We start from the raw sequence: 25,413 nt of genomic DNA on the forward strand, positions 1-25,413 counted from the left end.
ACCAAGCCACCGATCATGAAGGGACTGCTCCTCAAACGCTATCGGGGAATGCGGTCTGCTGATAGCCGCCTCGCAACATTCCCTCGATATAGCTCGCCTTACACGCGCGGCGAGCGATTTTGCCGCTGGACGTACGCGGAATCGAACCCGCGGGGACGAGCAGGATGTCTCGGGCCGTGACGCCGTGACGGGAAGAAATCGCCGCACGCACGGTGTCCGCGATCGGCTGCGGATCGGCCTTGCCTGCGCCGGGAGCACGCTCGGCCACGATGACCAACTGCTCCGAGGAATCGTCGTCGTCGAACTTCAGACCCGAATGCGTATTGGAGAACACGACGGACGGCAGCTGGTTGGCCGGTACGGCAAACGCAGCGATGAAGCCGGGGCGCAGAGCCGGACTGGCTTCCTGAGCCGAAGCCTCGAGGTCCTGCGGGTAATGATTGCGACCGTCGACGATCACGAGGTCCTTGACGCGACCGGTGATGTACAGCTCGCCGTCGACGTAGACGCCGAAGTCGCCGGTACGCATCCAGTTGGCATCCGCCGACGTGCCCTCGGTGTGGCTGTCTTCGCTCAACCGATTGTCCAGCTTGTTGTGGAAGGTCTCCGCCGTCTCGTCGGGGCGACCCCAGTAGCCGATACCGATGTTCTCGCCGTGCAACCAGATCTCGCCGACGTGATTGTCGGGGACCTCGGTCAGCGTCTCGGGATCGACGATCGCCGCCCACTGACTGCGCGAGACGTACCCACAGGAGACCTGCGCGATTGCGTTCTCGGAGTACTGGTCGACGATGACCATGCGTCCCTTGTTGAGTTCCGTGCGGTCGACGTAGATGACCTTGGCCTCGTCGGAATGCTTGGTCGAGGAGACGAAGAGCGTCGCCTCGGCCATGCCGTACGACGGCTTGATCGCAGTCTTGGGCAGACCGTACTGAGCAAAAGCGTCGTTGAACTTGCGCATCGACGACGTCGTGACCGGCTCACTGCCGTTGATCAGACCGATGACGTTGCTCAGGTCCAGGGTCTCGCCGTCCTTCGGCAGGCCACGCGCGGCAGCGTGCTCGAAAGCGAAGTTGGGAGCGGCAGCAAAGGTGCCGGCGCCGTCGGAAACCGCAGCAAGTTCCTTGATCCACCGGTACGGCCGCTGCACGAAAGCACGCGGGCTCATGATGGTGATGTACTTGCCGCCCAGAGCAGGCAGGATGACCGTCAGCAGGCCCATGTCGTGGAACAGCGGCAGCCACGTGACGCCGCGTGAGTCCTCGTTGAGTTCGATGGAGTCGACCATCTGGAGCGCGTTCGTTCCGACAGCACGATGGGTGATCTCCACGCCGGCGGGAACTCGGGTCGAACCCGAGGTGTACTGCAGGTACGCGATGTCGTCGAGTTCGATGTCGGGACGAACCCACGTTTCACCGACGGTATCGGGAATCGCGTCGACGGCGATGATGCGCGGACGCTCGGCAGCGGGAAGCGAGCGGAACAACTGGCGAACACCGGCCGCCGACGATGCGGCAGTCAGAATCGCAGTCGGCTTGCAGTCACCGAGAACAGCGTGAAGACGGTCGGTGTGACCGGGCTCGTCCGGATCGAAGAGCGGCACCGCGATGGAACCGGCCTGAATGGCCGCGAAGAACGAAATGACGTAGTCGAGTCCCTGCGGAGCAAGAATCGCGACACGGTCGCCACGCTTGGTGACCTGCTGCAGACGGGCTGCAACAGCGCGCAGACGCACACCGAACTGCTCCCAGGTCAGCTCCAGGGCTTCACCGTCACGCTCGCGTGAGTAGTCGATGTACCGATACGCGAGCTCGTCCGCGTTGACACGCGAGTGTTGCTCGACGTAGTCGACCAGCGTGAAGCCTGGTTGCAGGCGGATCTGGCCCTTCTCGTCGAGAAAGCCATCGAACAGCGCGTTCATTCCATCTCCTCCGAAGCGATCACACAAGCACTGTCTTTCATGCCTGCGCCCCAGACTTCCTTCGCTCTCTCGGGTCCATCTTCGATCAATCGAATCGCACTTTGTGCGCAACTCACCTGAATCACTTCATCGATCCCAAACCATCGATATGTTACAGATTCGCATCGTCCGTATTCTCCGGCCTACTCGCCCGCCAGTAACGGGATGATCGGGGCGAACGCTTCCATCTGCGTCGGGAAGACCCCGACGTACGACATCGACGTCTTCTCGCGGACCAGTCGAATCTGGTCTGCGATTTCCTCGAAAGTGCCCACAGCCAGGTATGGAGAGTTCAACAGCTCCTCCACGCTCAGCTTACGATCCACTTCGATGTTCGGCGGAAAACCTTGGTCCAGAGCGGCGATTGCCATTTCGGCAGCCTGCTCTCGATCGTCGGTGATCATGATCATGGTGATGGTCCAGTTGAGTTCGATCTCATCGAAACGCTCGCCGGCAGCTTCGCGGATCCGCTCGACACGTTCGATGGTCTTTTCCATCGTGATTCCGGAGAGCAGAAGCCGCCCGTCACGGTTCGTCGGTGTGGCGACCGAGATGATGTCCGCGTACTTCGCCGCGAGAGCAAGCATCTTCGGGCCTCCGCCGCCCACGATGATCGGTGGCCGCGGGCCCTGCCGCGGTCGCGGGCTGCCCTTGAGGCCGCGCACCTGATAGTGCTTGCCTTCGAAAGTGCATTCCTGCCCGCGCAGAAGAACGTCGAGAATCTGCAGAGACTCCTCGAGCTTCTCGATGCGAACGCCCGGACTTTCGTAGGCGATGCCGCCCTTGTCGAACTCTTCCTTCATCCAGCCCGCACCGATACCGAGTTCGAGTCGACCACCGGACAGCACGTCGATAGTCGCCGCGTCCTTCGCGAGCACAGCAGGATGACGGAAGCCGTTGGCCAACACGGCGGTGCCGAGACGAATCTTGTCGGTGGCCACCGCGAGCGCTCCGAGAGCGGCGATCGGGCCGACCTGATTACCCAGGTGATCCGGAATCATGAACGAGTCGTAGCCGAGTTCCTCGGCCTTCTGCGCGAGCTTGACGAAGCGTCGCGCACCACCCTCTTCGGCGTTGCCCTCGCCACCGGCCGCAAACCGAAATTTGCGTAGGGCATCGCTGCCGTGGGTGGAACTCATATATCGATCTCCTGTGATGGACACGTACGTCGTACTCGAACTACAAACTCGGACAAATCGAACCTACTCGCCAGTCACTTACGTGACAGCACTGTAGAGGAAGCCCCCGGACCGTGCAGCACTCTACCGGGACCAAACGAGCAGATTACCCGCGAGCGAACTCCCGAGACGCCCGATTGTGACGAATCAACAGTGCGGCGGTGACTCAACTGTGGGGCGGCGTCGGTGCAGCGTCGATCTTCTCCGCAGCCCACTGTGCCATCCATTGGGTGGCCGTCGTGCCGTTCGGATCGACTTGGAAGGAGTTGTACATCGCGTGCACAGGGTTGTTGTAGTACTCGAGCAGTCGCGGCGCCGAACTCAGCCAGTTGGTCGGGTTGAGAGCGGCTGCCGGCGCGTCGCAGATACCGTCGCTCGGCGCGCAGATCTGATAGGTCCGATCGTTGAGGTCACCGAACCCGCCGGGCCTCGGGCCGGTCATCGTGAGACCGGGCAGCTTCAGCCCGTTCAGCGACAGCTCGGCGCCGACACCGGCAACGCTCGGGCCAACGGTGTTCCCGAACGCCGGATCGCGCCGACCGTCGGCGATCAAGCCGACGCCCAGAACCAGATCGGCAGGCACCGCGCCGGTACCGTCGCCGATACTCGCGGCGACGTCACCCGCGATCACCGCGCCCTGGGAAAATCCGGTCAGGACGTAACTCGTGAGCGGGCACTCGGCGTGCCGCTTCATCAGAAAGTCGTTAGTGGCAGCAGTTCCCGCGGCCCGACTGTTGTTGTAGGACTGCTGTCCGTCCGGCGGGATCGCAACCGGATTCGAAAACTGTGCGACATACGGAACGGTGTAGACGTCGGCCCGTGAAGTATCGAACTTCTCCTGCAGAGGACGGGTCACGTTCAGCATCAACGACGCCGGATTGGCCGTCGGGTTGTACGGGTCGTCGGTAGCGCTCGACTCCCACGTACCCGGTATGGCTACTACCTGGACATCGGGGCAACTGGCCGGCTGAGACACCGGAGGCTCCGGGCTCGGCGGGATCGGAGTCGGCGAAGGCACCCGCCCGGCCAGGATGTACCAACCGCCGATCACGACCGCTGCGACCACAAGAATGATCAGCAGCGGGATCAGGCACCCACGACGCTTTCCAGACCTCGCCATGACCCGCGCCTACTTGCAGTAGGTGGCGTTGGCGACGTCGATGTAGATCTGAGCGTTCGCACCTGCCTGCTCGGGAGTGATCTGCTTGCCTTCCGCCGACGCTTCCTGGCCGACGAAGGCGGTCACGAAGGTCAGGACCTCGTCGTCGGTCTGAGGACCGGCAGCGCAGATGTAATTGGCCGTGTTGACGGCGATGCTTCCGTCACCGGCTGGGGTGATGCCCTTCGCCTTCAGTCCGTCGAGGAACTTCTGTGCCTCGGGACTGACCTCGACGACTGTGGGACCCGGGAAGCCCTCGATGCTCTGCGGCTGCTCCGGCGGCGCGGTGGCCGCGGCTCCCGGACTGGTGGGCGCAGCCGACGCCGTCGTGGTCGCAGAGGCGGACGCAGATGCCGAACCGCTCGAGGACGAAGCCGCCGCGGACGTCGTGGTGACCGGATTGGAGGTTGCAGTGGAGTCGTCACTACCGCACGCGACAAGCGCGCCACCGGTGGCGAGCGCCAGGGCGCCGACCGCGATCGCGCGTGCACAAGTGTTTCGGTTACCCGAGAAAAGCGACATCAATGTCCGTCCTTGCCTTCAGTCGAAAGTCCATCAACAGGTTACGCAACGCACGCGGGCGGGCACCGATCCGTGATCGGGCCCGCCCGTCGTGCACCACTGTGAGTTAGTGAACTTCTGTCTTGTCACCGATCACCGTGATGTAGCCGAACTGGAAGTTCTGCTGGACACCACCGGGAATGTCGAACTTGTCACTGATCGGGAATCCGAGTCGTCCACCTTCGTATCCGACGCTCTTCCAACCGTCGAACAGCGGACCGTTCTCGACGGACCATGCACCGGTGCCGGGGCTCCAGTAGATGTTGCCGCCCTCGAACTCGGTGAAGCGTCCGTTGTCCTTGATCGGAACCTCGTTCGACTTCGGGAATCCGAGCCAGCCGTTTTCCCAGCCGAGTTCGCCGTACTTGCCCATGATCATTCCGAGAACCGCGTGAGTTCCGTTGGCGCTGCTGTACATTGCGCCGATCTCGAATCCCTGGACCTTGCCCGGCTTGCCGGGGGTCGCGATCTCGTCGGCAGTCGGGTAGCCGAGCGGGCCACCTTCCCAACCCTGTGCGGACCACTCGGCGAGGATGTCGCCGCTGACGGGGTGAGCGCCGGTCTGCGGGGTCCAGTAGATGGAGCCGTTCTGGAAGTGGTTGAAGCGTCCGCGTCCGTCGGGGGTACCGAGTTCGGGGGTACGCGGGAAGCCGAGCGGGCCGGCCGCTGCTCCGGTGTTCATGTACGCGCCGGCGATACGACCGGCGACGGGCTGGGCGCCCGTTCCACTGGTGAAGTAGATGCGACCGTTGCGGAAGTCCTGTGCCAGGCCACCCGCGACGCTGTACTCGGGGGTGATGCAGTCACCGATCCAGCCGTTGGCTGCGGCCGTCGCACCGATCTCACCCGAAGTGCCGCAAGCCGGCTTCTCGACCTCGACGCCGATGGCGTTGGCCAACTGCGGCCACAGCTGATGAAGCTCGAACTGCCAGTACGGCCACGAGTGGGTTCCGGACGGGCGGTAGTTGACCTGCGCGGGGATTCCGAGCTGGTTGAGCTTGGTCGCGAAGGTCTGCGAGGTCAGGCGAGCGAGGATCTCGAGGCCCATGCCTGCGTAGTTGGTGCTCACGCCGGGAATTCCCGACGGCTGGTCGTACGGGCCGGTCGTACCGCTACCACTCGAGACGTACAGGCTGACGCCCTTGAGCTTCTCGGCGAGCGCGTACGGATCGTGTGCAGCCCACTGCGGGTTGGACGGCGGTCCCCACATCGCGGCGGAGTTGTATCCACCGGCGTCGGTCATCGCGAACTGGATTGCCTGAGGCATGCCGAGCGAGGTGGTGGTGAGGATGCCGGAGAGCGAAGCGGCGAACTTGAAGAAGCCGGGGTTGCGCGCCGTGAGGAACATGGCGGACGTGCCGCCCATCGACAGTCCGACGACACCGCGTGTCTGCGTGGTCCGCCAGTCTTTTTCGAGGATGGGGGGCAGTTCCTTGGTCAGGAACGTCTCCCACTGGTAGTTCTTGCCGTTGTCGGGCTGGAGCCAGTCGGAGTAGAAGCTGGACTGACCGCCGACCGGGAGGATGACGTTGACGTTCTTGTCCGCGTAGAAGGACTCGGCGTCGGTCTCGTAGGTCCAGGCGTTCTCGTTGTCGGTCGCGCGAAGACCGTCGAGCATCCAGACCGAGGGGAAGCTGGCCGACGGATTGACGTTCCAATCGCGGGCCAAGAGGATCTGCACCTGAATCGGGGTGCCCATCGCGGGAGAGTTCACCCACAGCGCGACGCGACGCTCGCTGAGCCAGTCGACCTTCGTGACCGCTGCTCCGGTGGGGTTCTGGGTGGCGGCCGGTGCGGCCTGAGCAGGTGCCGGCGCGGCTGCCGCGGTTCCGGCCGTCGTCAAGCCCGCGGCGATCGGCAGAACCAGCATCGCTGCCAGTGCGCCGACGACCTTTGTCCGGAAGGTTGCCCGGGACCGGCGACGGTCCTCCGTGGCAAGGCCTACTCGCATGAGCTCACTCTCTTTCCTTACGTTCGGTCCGCGCGTCGATCGTGTGGCCGCCTGAGCAGCCAGACCCCCGTTGAAACTATTTCTACACGCAAACGATCCCCGCTTGGGGTAGCCGCGCTGTTACTGGTGGTGCAATTGTTACTGACATCGGGCGCTTGTGCAGCACCTGAATACACAAGTGCCGTCCCGGTTCTCCTTCGAGGAGTCCGGAACGGCACTGGTGAAGTGACTAGGTCACGGGATCGCGCACGATCACCAAGCGTTCATGGTGTCGAGGATCTGGCCGCGAGCCTTCCACAGCTCTGCCGACCAGTACGGCCACGAGTGCGTGCCGTTGGACGGGAAGCTGTAGGTGGCCGGGATACCCAGCGAGTTCATGCGGATCTGGAATGCACGGGTGTTGACCAGGGCGAGAGCCTCGAGGCCCATGCCGTTAGCCGTGTTGTAGTAGTCGATCGGTGCGCGCGGGTGGTCGTATTCACCAGGCAGGCCGCTTGCCGACGAGATGTACATCGACAGGCCCTGCAGACGCGGCGCGAAGACGAACGGGTCGTTGCGCAGCCAGGACGGGCTCCACGGCGGTCCCCACATGGAGTCGACGTTGAAGCGACCGGCATCGAGCATTGCGACGCGGATTGCCTCGCGCATGCCCGGAGCCGAGATGTTCAGGTAGCCCGACAGCGAGCCGGCGAACTTGAACTGGTCACGGTGGTAAGCAGCCAGCGTCAGAGCAGCGCTGCCACCCATCGAGAGGCCGAGGACCGCGTTGTTGGTGGGCGAGACGCCGTAGTTCGCGAGGAAGTTGGGCAGTTCTTCGGTGAGGAAGGTTTCCCACTTGTACGTGATCTGCTGGCCGTTGAAGTTCGACGGTGCATACCAGTCGCTGTAGAAGCTGGACTCGCCGCCGACGGGCATCACGAGGGTGATGTTGTCGTTGCGGTACTGGTCCATCGCATTGGTCTCGAAGCTCCACGCGTTGGCGTCGTTACGCGCACGCAGGCCGTCGAGAAGGTAAAGGGCAGCGTTTCCGCCGCGAGCGGCCCACTGGACCTGGACCTTGATGTTGCCCATCGAGGAGGGCACCCACAGCTCGTCGTATCCGCCGGAGGGGGCGGTGTGGCTGGGAGCAGTGTGCGCAGGCGCAGCAGAGGCGACAGCACTACCGGCAACTCCTGCAGCAAGGGGGAGCACAAGTGCTGCGGCACCGATGGCCAACGCTCGGTGCTTGAGGCGCTGGGTCAGCCTCTTTCTGGCAAAACGCATGGATACTGCTCTCTCTCTTCGTCTGCGGAACCCACTCGGTGGAGTGGTTCCGGCGGATTCCGTCGGGGAACAGGCTTTTCTGCCAGCCCGAACGAGTTCGGGTCGGCAGCGGACCTCTTCCAAGTCACACTGCGCTCGCTGGACTTTATGTCACAGGTTCAGCTGTGACAAATAGGTGGACCGTTACGTCCCAATCCGCGAGCAACACCGTCATCACCCCTCGGGGGTGATTCAGGTTAGGTGAATCGTCTTCGAGTACATCGTGGCCAATCAATTCGGTGTTACTGAATCGAAATATTCAAACCCTCAACAGTCGGTGATGCTGATCACATCACCTGGGTGACTCCGGTGGAACGAGACCGCAGCGTTCCAATTCGTAGGCCGGAACCCGGTCGAATCGGTACTTCGCGAAGTCGAATGCCTGCTGGAAGTTCTGTTTGAATCTGGCCCAGGTCAGCTCGGAGCGGTACGACGTGAGCAACTCCTGCGTTTCCGGGCAGGTGATGGCCAGCTTTGCGTCCGCAACCCAGTCTTCGTCGAGGAAGAACGGCAGCCACGGTCGAACGTCGATCATTCCCGTGTCCGCGACCACCCAGTCCGGATAGAGATTCTTGTCGTGCCCGATCCGGCCGTCCTCGAGTCGCTCGGTGTGAGCTGCCAGGGGGTACGCCAGCCCCATCTGATCGAGCACCCGAACGTCGAGGCCGACGTTCATGCTCGTCATTCCGAGGTTGAGGAAGAAGACGACGTGCTCGGCCGGCTCTTCGATCGGTCCGGGTGGTGGGACGACGAACCAGGAGTCGTAGCTCGCGGACGGCAGCAGCAGCCCACCCTCCGGAGTCCGCGCGATGGTCTCGACCATGGCACGCATTCGCGGATAGTCGAGGTAGTCCTCGGCCAGGATCGGATGCTTGTGACCGGTGTTGAGTGCGTAGAACGCTCGCTCGTCGACGATTCCCGAGCGACCCACCACGGATCCTTCGGGCATACCCGTCGTGTTCGCGGCGAAGAAGGCCCAGATGATCGTGCCGATCCACAGCACCGCCGAGACTCCGAAGATCGCGGTGTCGCGATTACTTCCGAACGCTGCCCGCGCCGGCACCCGCAACGGAATGACCGCCACCGGGATGAGCAGGCAGAACAACACCGGCAACAGGACGCGGCCGTGCATGAAGTCGCCGCCGACGCGCAGAGAGTAGATCCCGAGGATCAGCCCACTGCCGAGAATGAAGGTGACAATCGCCCGCGGCGTGCGCAGAAACTGCTGAAAGCGCTGCCACAGCGGGCGTGTGGGTTGATCTGCGGTAGCGGTAGGTGTGTCCGCTCGGCTTCGCCACACGAGCAGCAGCGCACCGATGAGCAGGAACAGCAACGGTAACCAGAGCAGGTACGGCCCGACCAGGTTCCACAGGTAAGCAAAACCCTGCGCCCACTTCGCGCCACCGGCGTCCTTCGACACCGCGGTGTTCGGGTACGGCAAGGCGTAGTAGCCCATTCGCCAGATCTGATAGGCCACCGGGACAAGTCCGGCGACGACGACGATCAGTGTGCGAATCTTCCAGGTCAGGCCTGCGGAGAGAACGATCATCATCAACGCGGCAGCACCGGGAATCGCCATCTCGGGTCGAACCAGTGGTCCGAGTCCGGCCACGAACGAGAGAGTCAGGATCGACGCCGTGGACGGCGTCGACGCCTGCGCCCACCGAACGAGCAGTAGCCACAGGAGCGCGATCCAGAAGATCACCAAGCATGTCTCGAGCCCGGAAGTGGCGAAATCTCGCGCAGGCGGAACCGCGATGTAGACGAGAACACCTGCCGGTACCAGCAGGATCGTTCCGCCCGCCGACGGCCGAACGCCGCGGTACAGACGACCGGTGCCGAGCATCGCCAACACGACGGCAGCAGTCGAGAGTACGAGCGCGATCGTCAGAACAACGTATTCGAGACGGATCTGCGTGAGCCAACTGAACGCGTAGACGATGTACGTCCACGCGGTACTCGTGTTCGCCTCGACACGCTCACCCGCGTTGAAGACCGGGCCGTTCCCCGCGAGCAGGTTGCGGACGGTTCGCAAGACGATGAGTCCGTCGTCGGCGATCCAGCGACGCTCCCACGCACCCCAGAACATGAGGGCAGCAGCAAGCACCACCCCGCCGAGAAAAACTCCTCGACTGAGGGTGGTGCGATTCGCCGCAGTGTCGACGTGCGGGTCGGCCTCGGTGCGTGGCTCAGACGAGGTAGACAGCGACACCCACTACTCCGATCCACGCAATCGCGAGGAGTTGCAGCACCCGGTCACCGAGCGCGATCTCCTCAGGCTCTCCGGCTTCGCCGCCGTCGACGTCCACCGCGTATCGCAGCACCGCGATGGTGAACGGCACCATCGAGATGGCGTACCAGTTGGTGCCCTTGATGGCGTCCTGTTGGAACGCCCACAGTCCGTAGCAGAGGACCAGCGTCGTCGCTGCCATCGTCCACACGAAACGCAGGTACGTCATCGTGTAGCTCTCGAGGGACTTACGGATCTTGGCGCCGGTCTTCTCGGCCAACTGCAGTTCGGCGTAGCGCTTGCCTGCCGCCATGAAGAGTGAGCCGAACGCCATCATCAGCAGGAACCACTGCGAGAGATCGATCTCGGCGGCAACGCCACCGGCGATCGCTCGAAGCAGGAAGCCGGATGAGACGATGCAGATGTCGATGACGGCCTGATGCTTGAGACCGAAGCAGTAGGCGAGCTGGATGACGATGTACACGCCCATGACCACGGCGAGTTGCCAGTTGGCCAGGAAGGACAGCCCGATCGCACCGGCAAGCAGCACGACTGCCATGCCGTAGGCGATGTTGACGGGTAGAACGCCGGCCGCGATGGGACGGAATCGCTTCGTGGGGTGAGCACGGTCGGCTTCGACATCCATCGCGTCGTTGACGAGATAGATGCCTGATGCCGCCATACAGAACACGACGAACGCCAGCGCGACGGGCAACAGCACGTCGGCTTCGGTGGCGGTTCCGGCCGCGATGGGCGCTGCCAGCACAAGGACGTTCTTGACCCACTGACGTGGGCGAAGCGCCTTGACGATGCCGGCGGGCAGGGACTTCGGGGGTCCGCTGACCGTAGCCGGTTCCTCGCTCATTTATCTCCACATTTCTGTTCGGCTCTGGCTTCTTCGACCCGGCGAACTACCGCCGCGGATGCGGCTCCCAGTGCCGCTCCGGCGAGTACGTCGGTCGGGTAGTGAACTCCCAGGACCAGACGCGAGAGCATCATCGGGGGCACCAGCAACGCCGGTAAGGGTAGCCCGGTGAGCCGACCGATCAGCACAGCCGCCGCCGTCGTCGACGTCGCGTGTGATGACGGGAAGCTGAGCTTGCTCGGTGTCGAGACGTTGACCTGCACCGAAGGATCGGAAGGTCGCTTGCGCCTGACCACTCGTTTGATCACCACGGAGGCGGCGTGTGCACCGAATGCTCCGACGGCCGCTCCGGCCCATTCCCGTCGACGCGGCTTGTCCACAGCAGCTCCGACGGCAGCGATCGCGATCCATCCGAGGGAGTGCTCACCGAAGTGAGACATACCGCGGGCGACCTTGACGGCTCCCGGCAGCTGCCCGACGGTCGACTGAATCCCGGCCAGAATCTGTACTTCAGGAGATGCCGAAGACACGTTCCCACCTTTCCGTGCTGGTCAGTGAAGGAACGGCGTCCTGGTACTGCTTCTTGAGCTCGGGGAAACGGGCGGCGAGTTCGCGGCGCAACCGTGTTGCTTCCTTGAGCAGTTCGAGCGCGAGTTTCGGGTTTCGCTTGCGGTAGACGACGCCGCGACCGTCGGCCGTGGTGACGGTTACGCCGTCGACCTGCGAGAGCAGGAACCAACGGGCGTCGATGGTCGGAACATTGAGCTGAGGGCGCTCGAGGTGTTCCGGCTTGGCCGGCTTCACGTTGTGCACTCCGGCCCTGAGGACCCGGGTGATCTTCGCGACGGTCGACAGCGGCAGGCTCACGTCTCCGACATCCGCACCGGAGGGCAGCGGCAACGCAGTCGACGACGGCAGTACGACGGCGTCGGAGAATTCCTTGCGCTGGGCGTGGACCTCACCGAGTGCCGTCGGCAGCATGTTCGCGACGTGCTCGGGTCCGGCGAGGAAGTCCGCGATGGCCTTGTTCTGGATCGCGACGGTGGAGTACTCGAGGCACAGCAGGTGCTTGAGCGTTGCCTTCACCGTGTTGACCACGAGGCCACGGCCGTTGCCCGGCATGTGGAGCGCGGCCACCACCAGACGGTTACGGAGGTGGAAGTACGCCTGCCAGTCGATGGCGTCGTCCTTGTCGCTCCACGCCATGTGCCAGATCGCGGCACCGGGCAGCGTGACGGTCGGGTATCCGGCTTTCTTTGCGCGCAAACCGTATTCGCAGTCGTCCCACTTGATGAAAAGCGGTAGCGGCTGCTTGATTTCTTCGGCGACCTGGCGCGGGATCATGCACATCCACCAGCCGTTGAAGTCGACGTCGATGCGGCGGTGCAGGAGTTTCGATTCGCGCAGCGGCTTCTTCGAGAAATCGTGGTCGTATTCGACGTTCGGTGCCGCGGTCCACATGAAGATGCCGCGGTCGACCACTTCACCCATCACGTGGAGGTGGCTTCGTTCCTGCAGGTTGAGCATCTGCCCACCCACCAGCATCGGCGACTTCGCGAAACGCGAGAACGAAAGCGCACGCAGAATCGAGTCCGGTTCGATCTCGATGTCATCGTCCATGAACAGGATGTGCTGGCACTGCGTCGTCTTGAGTGCCTCGTACATGATTCGGCTGTATCCGCCCGAGCCGCCGAGGTTGCCCTGATCGTGAATGGCGAGCCGATCACCGAGCGCTGCAGCAGCTTCGGCGAATCCGGGTTCGTCACGCACCTTGCGGGTGCCCTGATCCGGCATGATGACGGCCTTGATCACGTCCGACACCAACGGATCCGAAGCCAGTGCAGCAAGCGCCTTGACCGCGTCGGTCGGACGGTTGAACGTCGGAATACCAACGGCGACAGTCGCTTCGCCGGGAGCCTCGACGGGCGCGTACCAGCCGCCGCTCTCGACGACCACTGCCGTATCGGTGGTGATGTCGAACCAGATCCAGCCACCGTCCTCGAACGGCGCCAGTTCCACCTCGAACTCGACCGCGGCATCGCCGTCGGCAAATTCCTTGCCTTCCACGTGAATTCGCGAGGAATCCGCCTTGGAACGGTAGATGTCGACGCGGCCGTGGCCGGACAGCTCGAGACGAAGGACCACCGATTTCAGGATGGACCATCGACGCCAGTAGCTGGCAGGGAACGCGTTGAAGTACGTGGCGAACGAGACCTCGGTCTCGGCGCCGAGCGCTACCGAAGTGCGCGAGGTCGAGTGCGCCCGCCGACTGTTGGACCAGGACTCTTCCAAGTACAACGTGCGGACGTCGAGCGGCTCACCGGCGCGGGGCAGGATGATCCGCTGAAGCAGGGACTTGCCGAGGTAGGTCACCTCGTCGCCGCTGACGGCATCTTCGCCTTCGAGTAGATGACGTGCGTTCATTCGCTCTCCCCTGCCAATTCCGCACCCGTTTCGAGATGCGGGCGCAGGGTGTTCTCGAACATCGTCAGCGCGCTGGCGATCGCCATGTGCATGTCCAGGTACTGGTAGGTGCCGAGACGCCCACCGAAGAGGACCTTGTTCTCCGCGGTCTCCTTCTTGGCGCGTGAGCGGTACGCGGAGAGCTTCTCGCGATCCTCTGGAGTGTTGATCGGGTAGTACGGCTCGTCCTTCGCCTCCGCGGCACGTGAGAACTCACGCATGATGACGGTCTTGTCGGTCGGGTACTCGCGCTCCGGATGGAAGTGACGGAACTCGTGGATACGGGTGAACGGCACGTCGGCGTCGTTGTAGTTCATGACCGGGGTGCCCTGGAAGTCTCCGGTGGGCAGAACCTCGGTCTCGAAATCGAGGGTGCGCCATCCCAGTGCACCTTCGGAGTAGTCGAAGTAGCGGTCGAGCGGGCCCGTGTAGATGACAGGGGCGTCGGGGCTGGCGGTGCGCAGTTCGTCGCGGACGTCGAAGTAATCGGTGTCGAGGCGGACCTCGATCTTCGGATCCTTCGCCATGTTCTCGAGCCACGCCGTGTAGCCGTCGACGGGCAGGCCCTCGTACGTGTCGTTGAAGTAGCGGTTGTCGAAGTTGTAGCGGACCGGCAGGCGGCTGATGTTCGCGGCGGGCAACTCGGTGGGGTCGGTCTGCCACTGCTTAGCTGTGTAGTCACGCACGAACGCTTCGTAGAGCGGGCGTCCGATCAGGGAGATCGCCTTCTCTTCGAGATTGGAGGCGTCCTTCGAATCGATCTCGCTGGACTGTTCGGCGATGAGGGCGCGTGCTTCTTCGGGAGTGAAGTACCGACCGAAGAACTGCGACACGAGACCGAGTCCCATTGGGAACTGATACGCCTGCCCCTTGTGCAGCGCAAAGACGCGGTGCTGGTAGTTCGTGAACTCCGTGAACTGGGTGACGTAGTCCCAGACCTTCTTGTTGGAGGTGTGGAACAGGTGGGCACCGTACTTGTGGACCTCGATGCCGGTCTCCGGCTCAGCCTCCGAGTATGCGTTCCCCCCAAGGTGGTGACGGCGATCCAACACCAGCACGCGCTTACCCAGCTGGGTAGCGGCACGCTCGGCGATGGTCAGCCCGAAGAATCCCGAACCGACGACGATCAGGTCGTACTGGGCACGGACGGTCTCTGAATTTGCAGCGGTCACGATGAACCAGGGTATCGGACCTGTTCGGAAGCCGAGGGTTGGATGCGTCACCAGGGCCGATGCGGCAAGTCAGGACGCTGCGAGACCGATCGGACCGGAAGCACTCGGTGCACCGCTCGAATCGAATTCGATCGCGATCGGTTCGTCGACCGGAAAGTGTGCGGGAAGTAGAAGCAGTCCCTCCGACGCGCAGCGTTCGAGAAGTTCGCGGCGGGTGACCCTCGCGATCTCGGGATCCGCGTCGCCGCCCTGACTGAGGTCCGGGTACAGAAACTGGATCGGATGGTGGACCACATCGCCGGAGATGACGGCGCCGCCGTCGGCAGTGCGAATCTCGATCACGATGTGGCCCGGCGTGTGGCCGGGCGCGCTGCGCACGACGACGCGTGTGCCTTCGGACTCGACCAGGACGTGGCCGTCGTCGACCGCCTCCCACTTCGCCCCGTCCAGAACGGGACGGACGCTGTCCTCGAAGGTCTGCGCCAGATCCGAGACCACTCCTTCGTGTGGACCGTCGGCGGCGAGTTGTTGGAGCGCGGCCAGTTCGGTGCGATCGAAAATGTAGGTCGCGCGGGGGAAGGTAGGCCGCCAGGTTTCGGCGTCGAGGGCGGTGTTCCAGCCACAGTGGTCAGGGTGCAGATGTGTGCTGACCACCAGATCGACGTCGTCGACGGACACACCGGTGGCTGCGAAGCGTGAGAGGTAGTCGGTGCCGAACATGTGATGCGGCAAGAGGTTCGGCCGGTGCTTGCTGTTTCCGTTGCCGGTGTCGACGACGACGGCCTTGCCGCCGATCTCCACCAGGTAGGTGTGGATGGCAAGTACGAGGTCACCGCTATCCGCGTCGAAGAACGCCGGTGCCAGCCGCGCCGACGCGTCCTCTATCTCCGCCTCACCCGCGTGCGGAAAAAGCTCTCGCGGCGGAAACGGCCAGTGCGCCAGCTCTGTCAGTTGGGTGACGCGTGCCGACCCGACGTCGATGGTGAAGCTCATCAGTGTTTGCCTTCCGAACAGCTCGATACCGCTTGTGGGCACACACAAAGGCACCCACCGAAATGCTCGGTGGGTGCCTGGTCGGTGTCAATGGTTTTCGACGCCGGTGATCAAAGACTCTTCGCGATGATGCCCTTCATCACTTCGTTGGCGCCGGCGTAGATCTTCTGGACGCGGGAGTCCTCGTACATGCGCGCGATCGGGTATTCACGCATGTAGCCGTATCCGCCGTAGAGCTGCACGCACCGGTCGACGACGGCGCATTGCTGCTCGGTGAGCCAGTACTTGACCATCGCGGCGTCTGCGCCGTCCAGCTCGCCGTTGAGGTGATCCTCGATGCAGTTGTCGAGGAAGACACGGCAGGTGCGTGCGATCGTCTGGCACTCGGCCAGCTCGAAGGCGGTGTTCTGGAACTCGAAGAGGCTGTGCCCGAACGCTTGACGCGCCTTGGTGTATGCGACGGTCTCCTCGACTGCACGCTCGATGGTGCCGATGGCCTGCGCGCCGATGATGAGGCGTTCCTGCACCAGCTGCGCCATCAACTGACCGAAGCCGAGCCCCTCGGACTCACCGAGGAGGTTCGAGACGGGAACGCGAACGTCGGTGAAGGACAGCTCCGACGTATCGGCGCCATGCTGACCGACCTTGTCGAGCACGCGGCCGACCGCAAAGCCTTCGCAGTCACGAAGATCCACGATCAGGAGCGAGACACCCTTGGCGCCCGCCTTGGGGTCGGTCTTGACGGCAAGCACGATCATGTCTGCGCTGCCACCGTTGGTGATGAAGGTCTTCGACCCGTTCACGACGTAGTGGTCACCGTCACGGATCGCGGACGTGGTGATTGCCTTGAGGTCGGAACCTGTTCCTGGCTCGGTCATTCCGATGGCGCCGAGGATTTCGCCCGTCGCCATACCTGGCAGCCAGGCCTTCTTCTGCTCTTCGCTTCCGTACTCGAGCACGTAGTGGGCGACGATGCCACTGTGCACGGAGTTACCGAGCGCATAGTCACCGCAGTAGCCCTGCGCCTCGAAGACAGCGAGATCGTGCGCGAAAGTTCCACCGCCCCCGCCGTATTCCTCGGGAATCGAGCAGCACAGCAGGCCGAGCTTGCCGGCTTCGAGCCACACGGACCGGTCGACGCGATGCTGAGCGTCCCACTGCTCACGCTTGGCGATCAGTTCACGATCGAAGAAACCACGGGCCAGTTCGGCTACTGCGGTGATCTCGTCGTCGTGCCACGACGGCTTGCGCTTGGTCGCCATGATCAGACCCGCTTCAGCAGGGCAGCGAGTGCCTGACCGCCGCCGATGCACATGGTGACGATGCCGAATTCGAGGTCGCGGCGAACCATGTCGCGCGCGGCACGCAGGGTCAGGATGGCTCCGGTGGCGCCGACCGGGTGTCCGAGGGCGATCGCTCCGCCGTACGGGTTGGTCTTCTCCGGATCCAGGCCACTGTCACGGATGACGGCGATGGCCTGCGAAGCGAACGCCTCGTTGACCTCGGCGGTGCCGATGTCGGACGGCTTCAATCCTGTTTGTGCAAAGAGCTTTTCGAGAGCGAGCACGGGAGCGTAGCCCATCAGGCCGGGCTCCATGGCTGCCGTCGTGACGGTTTCGAGCGTGACCAGTCCGGTGAGACCGCGCTTGGCTGCCTCGGTGCCCGTAGCGAGGACGAGTGCGCCGGCGCCGTCGTTGATGCCCGACGCGTTACCGGCGGTGACGGATCCGCCCTCTTCGAATGCGGGGCGCAGCTTGGCGAGGGTTTCGACGGTGGTTCCGGGCTTGGGATGCTCGTCCTCGGTGACGGTGACGGAGCGCCGACCACCGGTCTCGACGGGAGTGATTTCCTCGGCGAATGCCGCCTTCGCTGCGTCGGTAGCGGCGCGGCGCTGAGATTCGACGGCGAACTCGTCCTGCTGCTCGCGACTGACGCCGTACTTACGGGCGACGGCTTCGGCAGTGCGGCCCATGTGAGCCTTGCTGAACGGGTCGGTGAGCATGGCGACGGTGCCGTCGACGAGGCTGCGATCACCGAGCTTGTAGCCCGAGCGGGCGGCGAAGTCGTAGAAGGGCATGCGAGACATGCTCTCGTCACCGCCGGCGAGCGTGATGGCAGCTGCACCCCATCGCATCTGCATCGCCGCAGACCACACAGCCTGCAGGCCGCTGCCACAGAGACGGTTGACGGTGTAGGCGGGGACGTTCTCGGGCAGTCCGGCGGCGATGCCGACGCGGCGTGCGTTGTAGGCGTCCGGGCCGACCTGGCCGATGCAGCCCATGACGACCTCGTCGATGTCTTCGGGCGCAACGCCGGCGCGGCTCAGCGCGGCCTTGGCTGCTGCGGCGCCCAACTCGTGCGCGGGTACGTCCTTGAAGACGCCGCCGAAGCTACCGACGGGGGTCCTGGCCCCGTCGACGATGACGATCGGTTCGGGTGTGGTCATGATTGTCCCCATCTGCTGTGCTCACGTCGATTTCTCTGTCCGTGGCCGATACTAGGACATCGAAGTATCTCGCAGATGGGGACGTTGGTGTCAGGGTGTGGGAGCGCTCTCGGCGACGGGCACGACCTCGGCGTCGGTGTCTTTGTGGTTCCGGTAGCGGTAGAGCCCGATACCCACGAGGATCGCTGCAAGTCCCAGGGACACGATCATCTGGCTGCGCGTCGAGTCCAGGGTGAGCATGCCGATGCAGAGCGCGATGATGGCGGCGATCGTGGCGTAGGTCAGGTACGGGAAGAACCACATCTTGAGTTCCAGCTCCTGGCCCGAAGCTTCGAGCTTGCGGCGGGTGCGCAGCTGGGACACCGAGATGACCAGCCAGACGAACAGCGCGATCGCACCGGAGGAGTTGACCAGGAACAGGAAGACCTTGTCCGGGGAGAGGTAGTTCATGCCGACGGTGAGGAAGCCGACGATCGTCGAGACCAGGACAGCGCGCATCGGGACGCCGGTCTTCTCGATACGTGAGAGCGACTTGGGGGCGTCGCCGCGGCCGGCGAGGGAGAAGATCATGCGGCTCGCGGTGTAGAGACCGGAGTTGAGGCAGGACAGAACCGACGTGAGGACGACGACGTCCATGATGTTGCCCGCGGCCGGAATGCCGTAGGAGTCCATGACGGCGACGTACGGGCTGAGTGCAACCGACGCGCTGTCCCAGGGAAGCAGAGTGACGACCACCGCGATCGAGCCGATGTAGAAGATGAGAATTCGCCAGACGACGGATTTGACGGCTGCGCGAACAGCTTCGAGCGGGTTGGCCGATTCACCGGCGGCGATCGTGGCGATTTCGGCCCCGAAGAACGAGAACACGACCACAAGGACTGCGGCGAGCATCGCTCCTGTTCCGTTCGGCAGGAAGCCGCCGTGACCGGTCAGGTTTGTCATTCCGGGTGCTTCGACGCCGGGCATCCATCCGCAGATCGCCACGATGCCCATGCCGAGGAACGCGATGATGGCGACGACCTTGATGGAGGCGAACCAGAACTCGAACTCGCCGAACGACTTGACCGAGATGATGTTGGTCAGCGTCAGCACGATCATCAGAATCAATGCCCAGGTCCACTGGGGAACCCCCGGAACCCAGCGATTCATGATGAGGGCACCGGCGGTGGCCTCGATGCCGAGCACGATGATCCAGAACCAGGCGTACAGCCAGCCGATCGAGAAGCCCGCCCAGCGGCCGATGGCCTTGTCGGCGTACGAGGAGAACGAGCCGGTTTCCGGCGACGCTGCCGACATCTCACCGAGCATGCGCATCACGAGGATGACGACGACGCCGGCAAGCGCGTAGGAAATCAGGACACCGGGTCCCGTCTCCTGGATCGCCACACCGGAGCCGACGAACAGTCCGGCGCCGATGACGCCTGCGATCGCAATCATCGACAGATGCCGCTTCTTCAGCGTGTGCTGAAGTGCCGGCTGGTCTGTACTGGACATCAGTACTCCTTGTGGGCTGTTCGGAACGTGGATCTCGGTGGCGCTCTATCCGGAGCGCATTTTCGATAGCGCCAGTGTCGGACCTTCGGCAAGCTCGCGTCAGGCTCCACTTTGTACAAACGTGACCGCAGGCACTACAAAGTGGCGAGTTCGAGGTGTCAGACTGGACTCATGCCCATCACGCTCCGCCAGCTTTGTGCGACCGAACAGTTCGGCCTTCGCGTCCTGGCTGGGCACGACCAGCTCGATCGCACCCTGACCTGGGCACATGTCTCCGAACTTCCCGACCCGACGCCCTTCCTCGACGGCGGTGAACTACTACTCATCACCGGGGTGTCACTACCGACGACGGCCGCGGAAACGACCCGATTCGTACGGACCCTGGTGGCGGCCGGAATTGCCGGAATCGGTTTCGGAACCGGCCTCGGATACGAGCAGGCGCCACAGACTCTGGTGGATGCGGCCACCCGTTTCAGTGTGCCCCTTCTCGACGTCCCATTGCGAACACCTTTCATCGCCCTGACCAAAGCGGTGTCGAAGGCGCAATCCGACGACGACATGAAAGCGCTGCGCAGCAATTACCAGAGCCTGCGGCGACTGCTTCAAGCTGCGGTGACGGTCAACGGCACCCGGGCAGTCGTACGACGGGTGGCGGAATTGATCGGCGGATGGGCGGCTCTGCTGGACTCGGCCGGACATACCGTCGAGATCTCACACACCGCCGCGGCCGCCGGAATCGAGCGAACTGCCCCCGAGCGCGACGCCCGCCCGATGGAAGTCAGTTTCCTCACGAGTGAGAACGAGGACGTCATCTCCCATCCGCTGCTGACGTCGAGGGGAAAGCTGATGGGGTACCTCGTCGCCGGCTGCCCCGGCGCCGTCGGTTCACTGAATCAGGGCATCGTCATCGCAGCCGCGTCTCTGCTCACGTTGATGACGGCTCGAACCCGAGACGCACAGCTGACGATGAACCACCTTCGTACCGTTGCGATGCATCAGCTGTTCGAGGGACAGAATGCTCTCGCCCGCAACATCTCCGGGGAACTGTGGGGAGGATTTCCGGTCGAGCCTTTCCAGGTCTTCCACGTAGCGGGCCCGAGTGGCCTGCTCGAGAGCGTGTCCGTCTCACTGCTCGATGGTCTCAGCCGCGATCTGGCGTTCGGCATCACCGACGGTGCACTGATTGCCGTCGTCTCGGCTACCGACAGCGGGCGAATCCTCGCCCGTGTCAACGAAATCGACGTCACCGTCGGCGTGTCGGACATGCTGTGGTGGGACGATCTCTCGCGCGCCAGACGCCAAGCCGCGCAGGCAGCAGCCGAGGCCGGTGCCCGCAACCTGCCTTCGATGCGGTTCGCCGAACTCTCGGAGAGCGGATTGTCCGCATTTCTCGACCAGGATCGCTCGACGGCATTCGCGGCGGCACACTTGCGCCCGCTTCTGGAAGCGAAGGGCGGTAGCGATCTCTACCGGACCTTGGCCATGTGGTTGGCACACAACGGGGTGGGCGACGCCGCAGCCACAGCGCTGAATATTCATCGGCATACGTTGCGCAGCAGACTCGCTCGGATCGAGAGCCTTCTCCAGCTCGACCTCGGCTCCCCCACGGAACGTGCGGAGTTGTGGCTCGAGTACCGCCTGCTCGGCGACGCCCCGACCATCTGACCGACAACCAACGAACCCTGAACGACCTGAAGGGCCTCCGCCGGGTTACGGCAGAGACCCTTCAGAGTCGATACGTGCGAGTCGCTACCGACCGACCTTCCCCTAGCTTCCGCCCGTCGGTATCCACTCGCGGAGCACGTTGGCATCAACTACCTGCGCGCCCAAAACCTTTGTCCAGATGATGGTTCCGTTTTCGTAGACACGGAAAGTGCCTGCTTCGGAGGGCAACTGCATCTCCGGGCCGGCAGGAGCACCGAGAGAGCCGCTTTCACCGCCGAGCTCCCGATACTTCTTCTCGATCTGCGTCTCCGTAACCGTACCCGATGGATCGTCGGATGGCGAATTGGATTCCGGCACTGTCGATTCCGAATCCGGTGCCACTACCACACCCGCACCGTCACCGATGGTGAACCAGTCGGATTTCAGGCCGAGTTTCTGGCGGAACTGAATTCCGGTGGCGCCAACAGTTGCATTTGTTCCGACTACCTCGACTGCCGTCACTCGCCCGCCGTCGGTACCGAATCCGTTGCGCGAGAGAATCTTGAGCGATTGCAGCTCACCCACATCGAAGGCGTCCGCAATCTGCCCTGCGGTCAGATTCACTGTCCAGTCATGATTCGGAGAAAGGGCGTCACCGAGATCCTCGACGGCCGGGAATTCACCGCCGGAGCTGTAACCTCCTGTGGACGAGGAGAATTCGGTGGCAACGATCTTGCCGTCACGCGACAGAACGGCGCCGGCGGTGGACCGGACGGCTTCGGTGGTGCGGGGATCTTCCTTGCCCGCTCCGCCGTAGACCTGGCAGTCCTGAGTGTCGCAGGTGTCGGCGTACGAGCTGCGATGCTCGGTCGCAGCGTACGAGCGTGCTGCCACGGCTTGCGCCCGTAGCGCTTCGGCCCCACCGGAATCGGCCCATTCGGCCTTCGCTTCGACCGGCACCACGCCGAGCAGGTAGTCCTCCATGTCGAGGAGATTGACTGTCCGAGCCGAGCCGTTGTCGAGCACTACGCCGAGGGCGCCTCGATAGGGCGCGTCGTTGTTGCACAGCTTCAGGAACTGGTCGGCGGGTCGATCAGGACCGAGGTCCACCGGGTCCACCCACGGATGGTCGGTGACCGCTTCCCAGACAACCCCGCCACCGCACCCGCTGGTGACCACTACCTGCGCACCGCCACCGGGCAGCGCAGTGAGATGGGCAGCCTCGCCGGGCGCGGTGCGCTGACCGTTGACCACGAGGCCGGCGTCGGAGTAGACGTCGAGCGTCGAGTTGTCCTGGGCCGTGAGCCGCACACTCATCTGGGCGGGCGGCATCGAGTCCAGGACGGTCCCCCCGTAGTAGTGACTGAGGATTCGCTCGCCGGACCAGCCGTCGTTCTTGGCGTAGCCGTAAGCGCCCCACTGGCCCATTCCACGGCCATGTCCGTTGCCGTGCCCGGAGAGCGTGAATTGCGTGTCGGCAGCGACGGCGTGCAGGATCGACGGCTCCTCAGCCCGGATTTGCGTGAAACCTCCGATCGCGACGCCGAGCGCAAGAGCCGGAACGAGACCGAGGACCGAGATCCGCATCAGCGAGGTTCGCCTCCCGGGTCCGCCCACCAGAAAGCGACCTGCGCGACCGGACACAGGCTTCTTACCTGCAGTTCCGCTTCTTCCGCTTCTCGCCATCAATGCTCTCCTCATCGCTACCGGCCTCACGAGTCCGCGAAGTCGGTACTTCGCGCGCAGGCCAGTCCACAACGATTTAACTAAAGTCTCACCCTAAGGTTGAGCGTTATGGACTTTTGTGACTAGTGTGGCAAGAGTGTTTGGAGTTAGCAACACCAGTCACACGAGTCACATCAGCATCACGAGTTGCAGACGTACGCGTCCGAAAACTGGAGTTCAACCCCAGAACATGGCATCCGACCTGCTCGGATCCGGTTTTGAAGGATTCCGTTCACGGCCGTCATCGGCCCTGAAGTTCGCTCGCAAGTAACTACAACCGAGGAGTAATCCCTTGCCACACCGTCGACCGAAGCCCTCGCTCGTACTCGGGGCTGTAGCCGCAGTGGCTGTCGCAAGTCCTTTTGCGGTCTACGGCTTCACGAGCACTACGTCCGATGTACGTTCCGCGAACGAGACGACGTCAGTAGCAGTGCCGACCCAGATCGCAGAGGTGCTCCTCGCGTCGGTGCCCGACATCATCATTCCGGTCAAGGAGCTGACCGGTCTCGATCTCCCCGACATCAACCTCGGTGATCTGAGAAACCTCAAGCTCCCGACCGAAATCCCGCTACCTCCCGGGATCACGCTGCCGACCGAGCTGTTCCCGGCACCCGCTGCTCCCGGCGCCCCGACCGAAACCGCTCCGGTTCCTTCCGAGGAAGAGCCAGGTGCCGTGGTCAAGGAAGTCACCCGCGACACTCCGTTCAGCATGGTCGCGTTGACCTCGGACACCGTCGCCTCGGCGCAGTCCAAGGTCCGCGCCCTGGCCGAAGACGGCACCTGGGGCCCGTGGTTCACCCCTGACGCCATCGACTCCGCCAGCTCGGATCAGGCCACCAACTCCGGTACCGCCACCGAACCGGTCTTCGTCGGCGCGACCAAGTCCATCCAGATCCTCACGCCGCAGGGTGCCGCTGCTCCCGCAGCCGAGGTTGTGCCGGCCCCGACTCCGGAAGCTGCCCCCGCGCCCGCTCCGGAAGCTGCCCCCGCTGAAGCACCCGCAGCCACCGGCGAACTCGGGTACACACCCGCTTCGGTGTCCAAGCCGCTTCGCCAGGTGACGACGGCAGCAGATGCCGTCACCGCCGTGTTGATCGACCCGGGTGCCAGCGAGGCAGACAGCAATCTGCAGGCCGTCGCAGCGCCGCTCGGCGGCAGCGGACCGTCCGTCATCACCCGTGCTCAGTGGGGAGCAGACGAGTCACTTCGCTGCGACTCCCCCACCTACGACGACTTCATCGGTGGCGCGACCGTTCACCACACGGCAGGTAGCAACAACTACACGAAGGCCGAATCGGCCGGCATCGTCCGCTCGATCTACGCCTACCACGCACAGACGCTCGGCTGGTGCGACGTCGGATACAACGTCCTCGTCGACAAGTACGGTCAGACCTTCGAAGGCCGCGCAGGCGGACTCGACAAGGCAGTTCAGGGTGCACACGCGGGTGGATTCAACGAGAACACCACCGGTATCGCGATGATGGGCGACTACTCCACCGTCGAGCCTTCGCAGGCGACGCTCAACGCCGTCGGCAAGTTCCTCGGTTGGAAGCTCGGCATGGCCGGACTCGATCCCAAGGGCCGAACGACGATGTACTCCGAGGGCACCGAGTTCACGCCGTACCCGCAGGGCGCAGCAGTCGATCTGCCGATCATTTTCGCTCACCGCGACGTCGGAAACACCGCGTGCCCGGGTGATGCCGCATACGCACACATGAACGACATCCGGAACATCGCGGCCGCGAACATCGGGGGAACGTTGAACCCCTCGAACCCTTCCAATCCGTCGACGCCTGCGCCCAAGCCGACCACTCCGGTCGACACGGTCACCGGTGGCACCGGTTCGTCGATCCCGGATCTGGTCACACAGATTCTGCAGATCACCGACAATTCACCGCTCGCGCAGAAGTGGATCGCCGAAGGTGGCGAGATCGGACGCCTCGGCCAGGCACTGTCCGGAATTCTGCAGGCGAAGCTCGGCAACCAGGGTGCGCTGTTCCAGAACGGCGCTGTCTACACCTCGCCGAACGGCGGAGTGTTCACCGTGCTCGGCGAGATCTTCAAGTCGTGGCAGAGTTTCGGTTCCGACGCGGGTGAACTGGGATTGCCGATCTCGGACGAGTACTCGATCCCGGACGGCCTGCGAAGCGACTTCGAGAACGGTTCGCTGATCTTCAACCAGATCACCGGCATGGTCACGAAGGTCCTCAAGACCTACAACGAGACCTTTGCCCAGGAAATGGCCAACAGCGCGCCTGTCGGCTGACACT

Annotated in this window: 18 protein-coding genes; 2 read left to right on the plus strand and 16 right to left on the minus strand. The window is 63.6% G+C overall.

Going from position 1 to position 25,413, the window contains the following annotated elements; all coding sequences use genetic code 11:
- Window positions 1-31: 31 nt before the first annotated feature.
- From fadD32 to ACN50D_RS25045, 15 genes are all read right to left on the minus strand, one after another.
- Window positions 32-1,921, minus strand: coding sequence for a long-chain-fatty-acid--AMP ligase FadD32 (gene fadD32, locus ACN50D_RS24975; protein WP_212633825.1), 1,890 nt, complete (start codon window positions 1,919-1,921; stop codon window positions 32-34).
- A 182-nt stretch (window positions 1,922-2,103) separates the two neighbouring features.
- On the minus strand, window positions 2,104-3,099 hold the full coding sequence (locus tag ACN50D_RS24980) for an LLM class F420-dependent oxidoreductase (protein WP_007731815.1): 996 nt from the start codon (window positions 3,097-3,099) through the stop codon (window positions 2,104-2,106).
- A gap of 205 nt (window positions 3,100-3,304) precedes the next feature.
- On the minus strand, window positions 3,305-4,258 hold the full coding sequence (locus ACN50D_RS24985; RefSeq protein ID WP_003943848.1) for a cutinase family protein: 954 nt from the start codon (window positions 4,256-4,258) through the stop codon (window positions 3,305-3,307).
- A 9-nt stretch (window positions 4,259-4,267) separates the two neighbouring features.
- On the minus strand, window positions 4,268-4,819 hold the full coding sequence (locus ACN50D_RS24990; protein ID WP_003943980.1) for a DUF732 domain-containing protein: 552 nt from the start codon (window positions 4,817-4,819) through the stop codon (window positions 4,268-4,270).
- 106 nt (window positions 4,820-4,925) lie between these two features.
- On the minus strand, window positions 4,926-6,809 hold the full coding sequence (locus ACN50D_RS24995) for an alpha/beta hydrolase-fold protein (RefSeq protein WP_003943922.1): 1,884 nt from the start codon (window positions 6,807-6,809) through the stop codon (window positions 4,926-4,928).
- A gap of 252 nt (window positions 6,810-7,061) precedes the next feature.
- Window positions 7,062-8,072: an alpha/beta hydrolase gene (locus ACN50D_RS25000; protein WP_007731818.1), complete on the minus strand. Its 1,011-nt coding sequence runs from the start codon at window positions 8,070-8,072 to the stop codon at window positions 7,062-7,064.
- A 331-nt stretch (window positions 8,073-8,403) separates the two neighbouring features.
- Window positions 8,404-10,323, minus strand: a complete 1,920-nt coding sequence (gene zomB, locus ACN50D_RS25005) for a flagellar motor control protein ZomB (RefSeq protein WP_307850542.1) — start codon at window positions 10,321-10,323, stop codon at window positions 8,404-8,406.
- Window positions 10,301-11,206, minus strand: a complete 906-nt coding sequence (locus tag ACN50D_RS25010) for a decaprenyl-phosphate phosphoribosyltransferase (protein ID WP_003943808.1) — start codon at window positions 11,204-11,206, stop codon at window positions 10,301-10,303. Before ACN50D_RS25010 ends, zomB begins: the two co-directional genes overlap by 23 nt.
- Window positions 11,203-11,736 (minus strand): phosphatase PAP2 family protein, encoded by a 534-nt coding sequence (locus ACN50D_RS25015; protein ID WP_003943893.1) that lies wholly within the window; start codon window positions 11,734-11,736, stop codon window positions 11,203-11,205. Before ACN50D_RS25015 ends, ACN50D_RS25010 begins: the two co-directional genes overlap by 4 nt.
- Window positions 11,717-13,630, minus strand: a complete 1,914-nt coding sequence (locus ACN50D_RS25020) for a glycosyltransferase (protein ID WP_007731821.1) — start codon at window positions 13,628-13,630, stop codon at window positions 11,717-11,719. Before ACN50D_RS25020 ends, ACN50D_RS25015 begins: the two co-directional genes overlap by 20 nt.
- On the minus strand, window positions 13,627-14,841 hold the full coding sequence (glf, locus tag ACN50D_RS25025; protein WP_003943925.1) for a UDP-galactopyranose mutase: 1,215 nt from the start codon (window positions 14,839-14,841) through the stop codon (window positions 13,627-13,629). Before glf ends, ACN50D_RS25020 begins: the two co-directional genes overlap by 4 nt.
- A gap of 69 nt (window positions 14,842-14,910) precedes the next feature.
- Window positions 14,911-15,834: an MBL fold metallo-hydrolase gene (locus tag ACN50D_RS25030; RefSeq protein WP_212633824.1), complete on the minus strand. Its 924-nt coding sequence runs from the start codon at window positions 15,832-15,834 to the stop codon at window positions 14,911-14,913.
- Between the two features lie 110 nt (window positions 15,835-15,944).
- Complete coding sequence (locus ACN50D_RS25035; RefSeq protein WP_007731824.1) at window positions 15,945-17,096, minus strand: acyl-CoA dehydrogenase family protein; 1,152 nt, start codon at window positions 17,094-17,096, stop codon at window positions 15,945-15,947.
- Window positions 17,097-17,098: 2 nt separating this feature from the next.
- Entirely contained in the window at window positions 17,099-18,280 is a 1,182-nt protein-coding gene (locus tag ACN50D_RS25040) for a thiolase family protein (RefSeq protein WP_007731825.1), read from the minus strand.
- Between the two features lie 90 nt (window positions 18,281-18,370).
- The gene (locus ACN50D_RS25045; protein WP_007731826.1) at window positions 18,371-19,774 is read right to left on the minus strand and encodes an amino acid permease; all 1,404 of its coding nucleotides are present in this window, start codon (window positions 19,772-19,774) and stop codon (window positions 18,371-18,373) included.
- A gap of 171 nt (window positions 19,775-19,945) precedes the next feature.
- On the opposite strand from ACN50D_RS25045, the gene ACN50D_RS25050 reads away from it, so the two are divergent.
- Window positions 19,946-21,439: a PucR family transcriptional regulator gene (locus ACN50D_RS25050; RefSeq protein ID WP_003943944.1), complete on the plus strand. Its 1,494-nt coding sequence runs from the start codon at window positions 19,946-19,948 to the stop codon at window positions 21,437-21,439.
- 102 nt (window positions 21,440-21,541) lie between these two features.
- On the opposite strand, the gene ACN50D_RS25055 is transcribed toward ACN50D_RS25050, so the two are convergent.
- Window positions 21,542-23,104 carry a SpoIID/LytB domain-containing protein gene (locus tag ACN50D_RS25055; protein WP_204855077.1) on the minus strand — a complete coding sequence of 521 codons (1,563 nt, stop codon included), beginning with the start codon at window positions 23,102-23,104 and terminating at the stop codon, window positions 21,542-21,544.
- A gap of 331 nt (window positions 23,105-23,435) precedes the next feature.
- On the opposite strand from ACN50D_RS25055, the gene ACN50D_RS25060 reads away from it, so the two are divergent.
- The gene (locus ACN50D_RS25060; RefSeq protein WP_209921550.1) at window positions 23,436-25,409 is read left to right on the plus strand and encodes an N-acetylmuramoyl-L-alanine amidase; all 1,974 of its coding nucleotides are present in this window, start codon (window positions 23,436-23,438) and stop codon (window positions 25,407-25,409) included.
- Window positions 25,410-25,413 lie beyond the last annotated feature (4 nt).

Origin of the sequence: Rhodococcus sp. SB1D (genome assembly GCF_048573875.1) — a bacterium.
Classification (GTDB): Bacteria; Actinomycetota; Actinomycetes; order Mycobacteriales; family Mycobacteriaceae; genus Rhodococcus_F; species Rhodococcus_F qingshengii.

Excerpts from the sequence above, each read along its gene's own strand:
- fadD32 (WP_212633825.1), bottom strand. The coding sequence starts at position 1,921 with ATGAACGCGCTGTTCGATGGCTTTCTCGACGAGAAGGGCCAGATCCGC.
- ACN50D_RS24980 (WP_007731815.1), bottom strand. The coding sequence starts at position 3,099 with ATGAGTTCCACCCACGGCAGCGATGCCCTACGCAAATTTCGGTTTGCG.
- ACN50D_RS24985 (WP_003943848.1), bottom strand. The coding sequence starts at position 4,258 with ATGGCGAGGTCTGGAAAGCGTCGTGGGTGCCTGATCCCGCTGCTGATC.
- ACN50D_RS24990 (WP_003943980.1), bottom strand. The coding sequence starts at position 4,819 with ATGTCGCTTTTCTCGGGTAACCGAAACACTTGTGCACGCGCGATCGCG.
- ACN50D_RS24995 (WP_003943922.1), bottom strand. The coding sequence starts at position 6,809 with ATGCGAGTAGGCCTTGCCACGGAGGACCGTCGCCGGTCCCGGGCAACC.
- ACN50D_RS25000 (WP_007731818.1), bottom strand. The coding sequence starts at position 8,072 with ATGCGTTTTGCCAGAAAGAGGCTGACCCAGCGCCTCAAGCACCGAGCG.
- ACN50D_RS25010 (WP_003943808.1), bottom strand. The coding sequence starts at position 11,206 with ATGAGCGAGGAACCGGCTACGGTCAGCGGACCCCCGAAGTCCCTGCCC.
- ACN50D_RS25020 (WP_007731821.1), bottom strand. The coding sequence starts at position 13,630 with ATGAACGCACGTCATCTACTCGAAGGCGAAGATGCCGTCAGCGGCGAC.
- ACN50D_RS25030 (WP_212633824.1), bottom strand. The coding sequence starts at position 15,834 with ATGAGCTTCACCATCGACGTCGGGTCGGCACGCGTCACCCAACTGACA.
- ACN50D_RS25035 (WP_007731824.1), bottom strand. The coding sequence starts at position 17,096 with ATGGCGACCAAGCGCAAGCCGTCGTGGCACGACGACGAGATCACCGCA.
- ACN50D_RS25040 (WP_007731825.1), bottom strand. The coding sequence starts at position 18,280 with ATGACCACACCCGAACCGATCGTCATCGTCGACGGGGCCAGGACCCCC.
- ACN50D_RS25045 (WP_007731826.1), bottom strand. The coding sequence starts at position 19,774 with ATGTCCAGTACAGACCAGCCGGCACTTCAGCACACGCTGAAGAAGCGG.
- ACN50D_RS25050 (WP_003943944.1), top strand. The coding sequence starts at position 19,946 with ATGCCCATCACGCTCCGCCAGCTTTGTGCGACCGAACAGTTCGGCCTT.
- ACN50D_RS25055 (WP_204855077.1), bottom strand. The coding sequence starts at position 23,104 with ATGGCGAGAAGCGGAAGAAGCGGAACTGCAGGTAAGAAGCCTGTGTCC.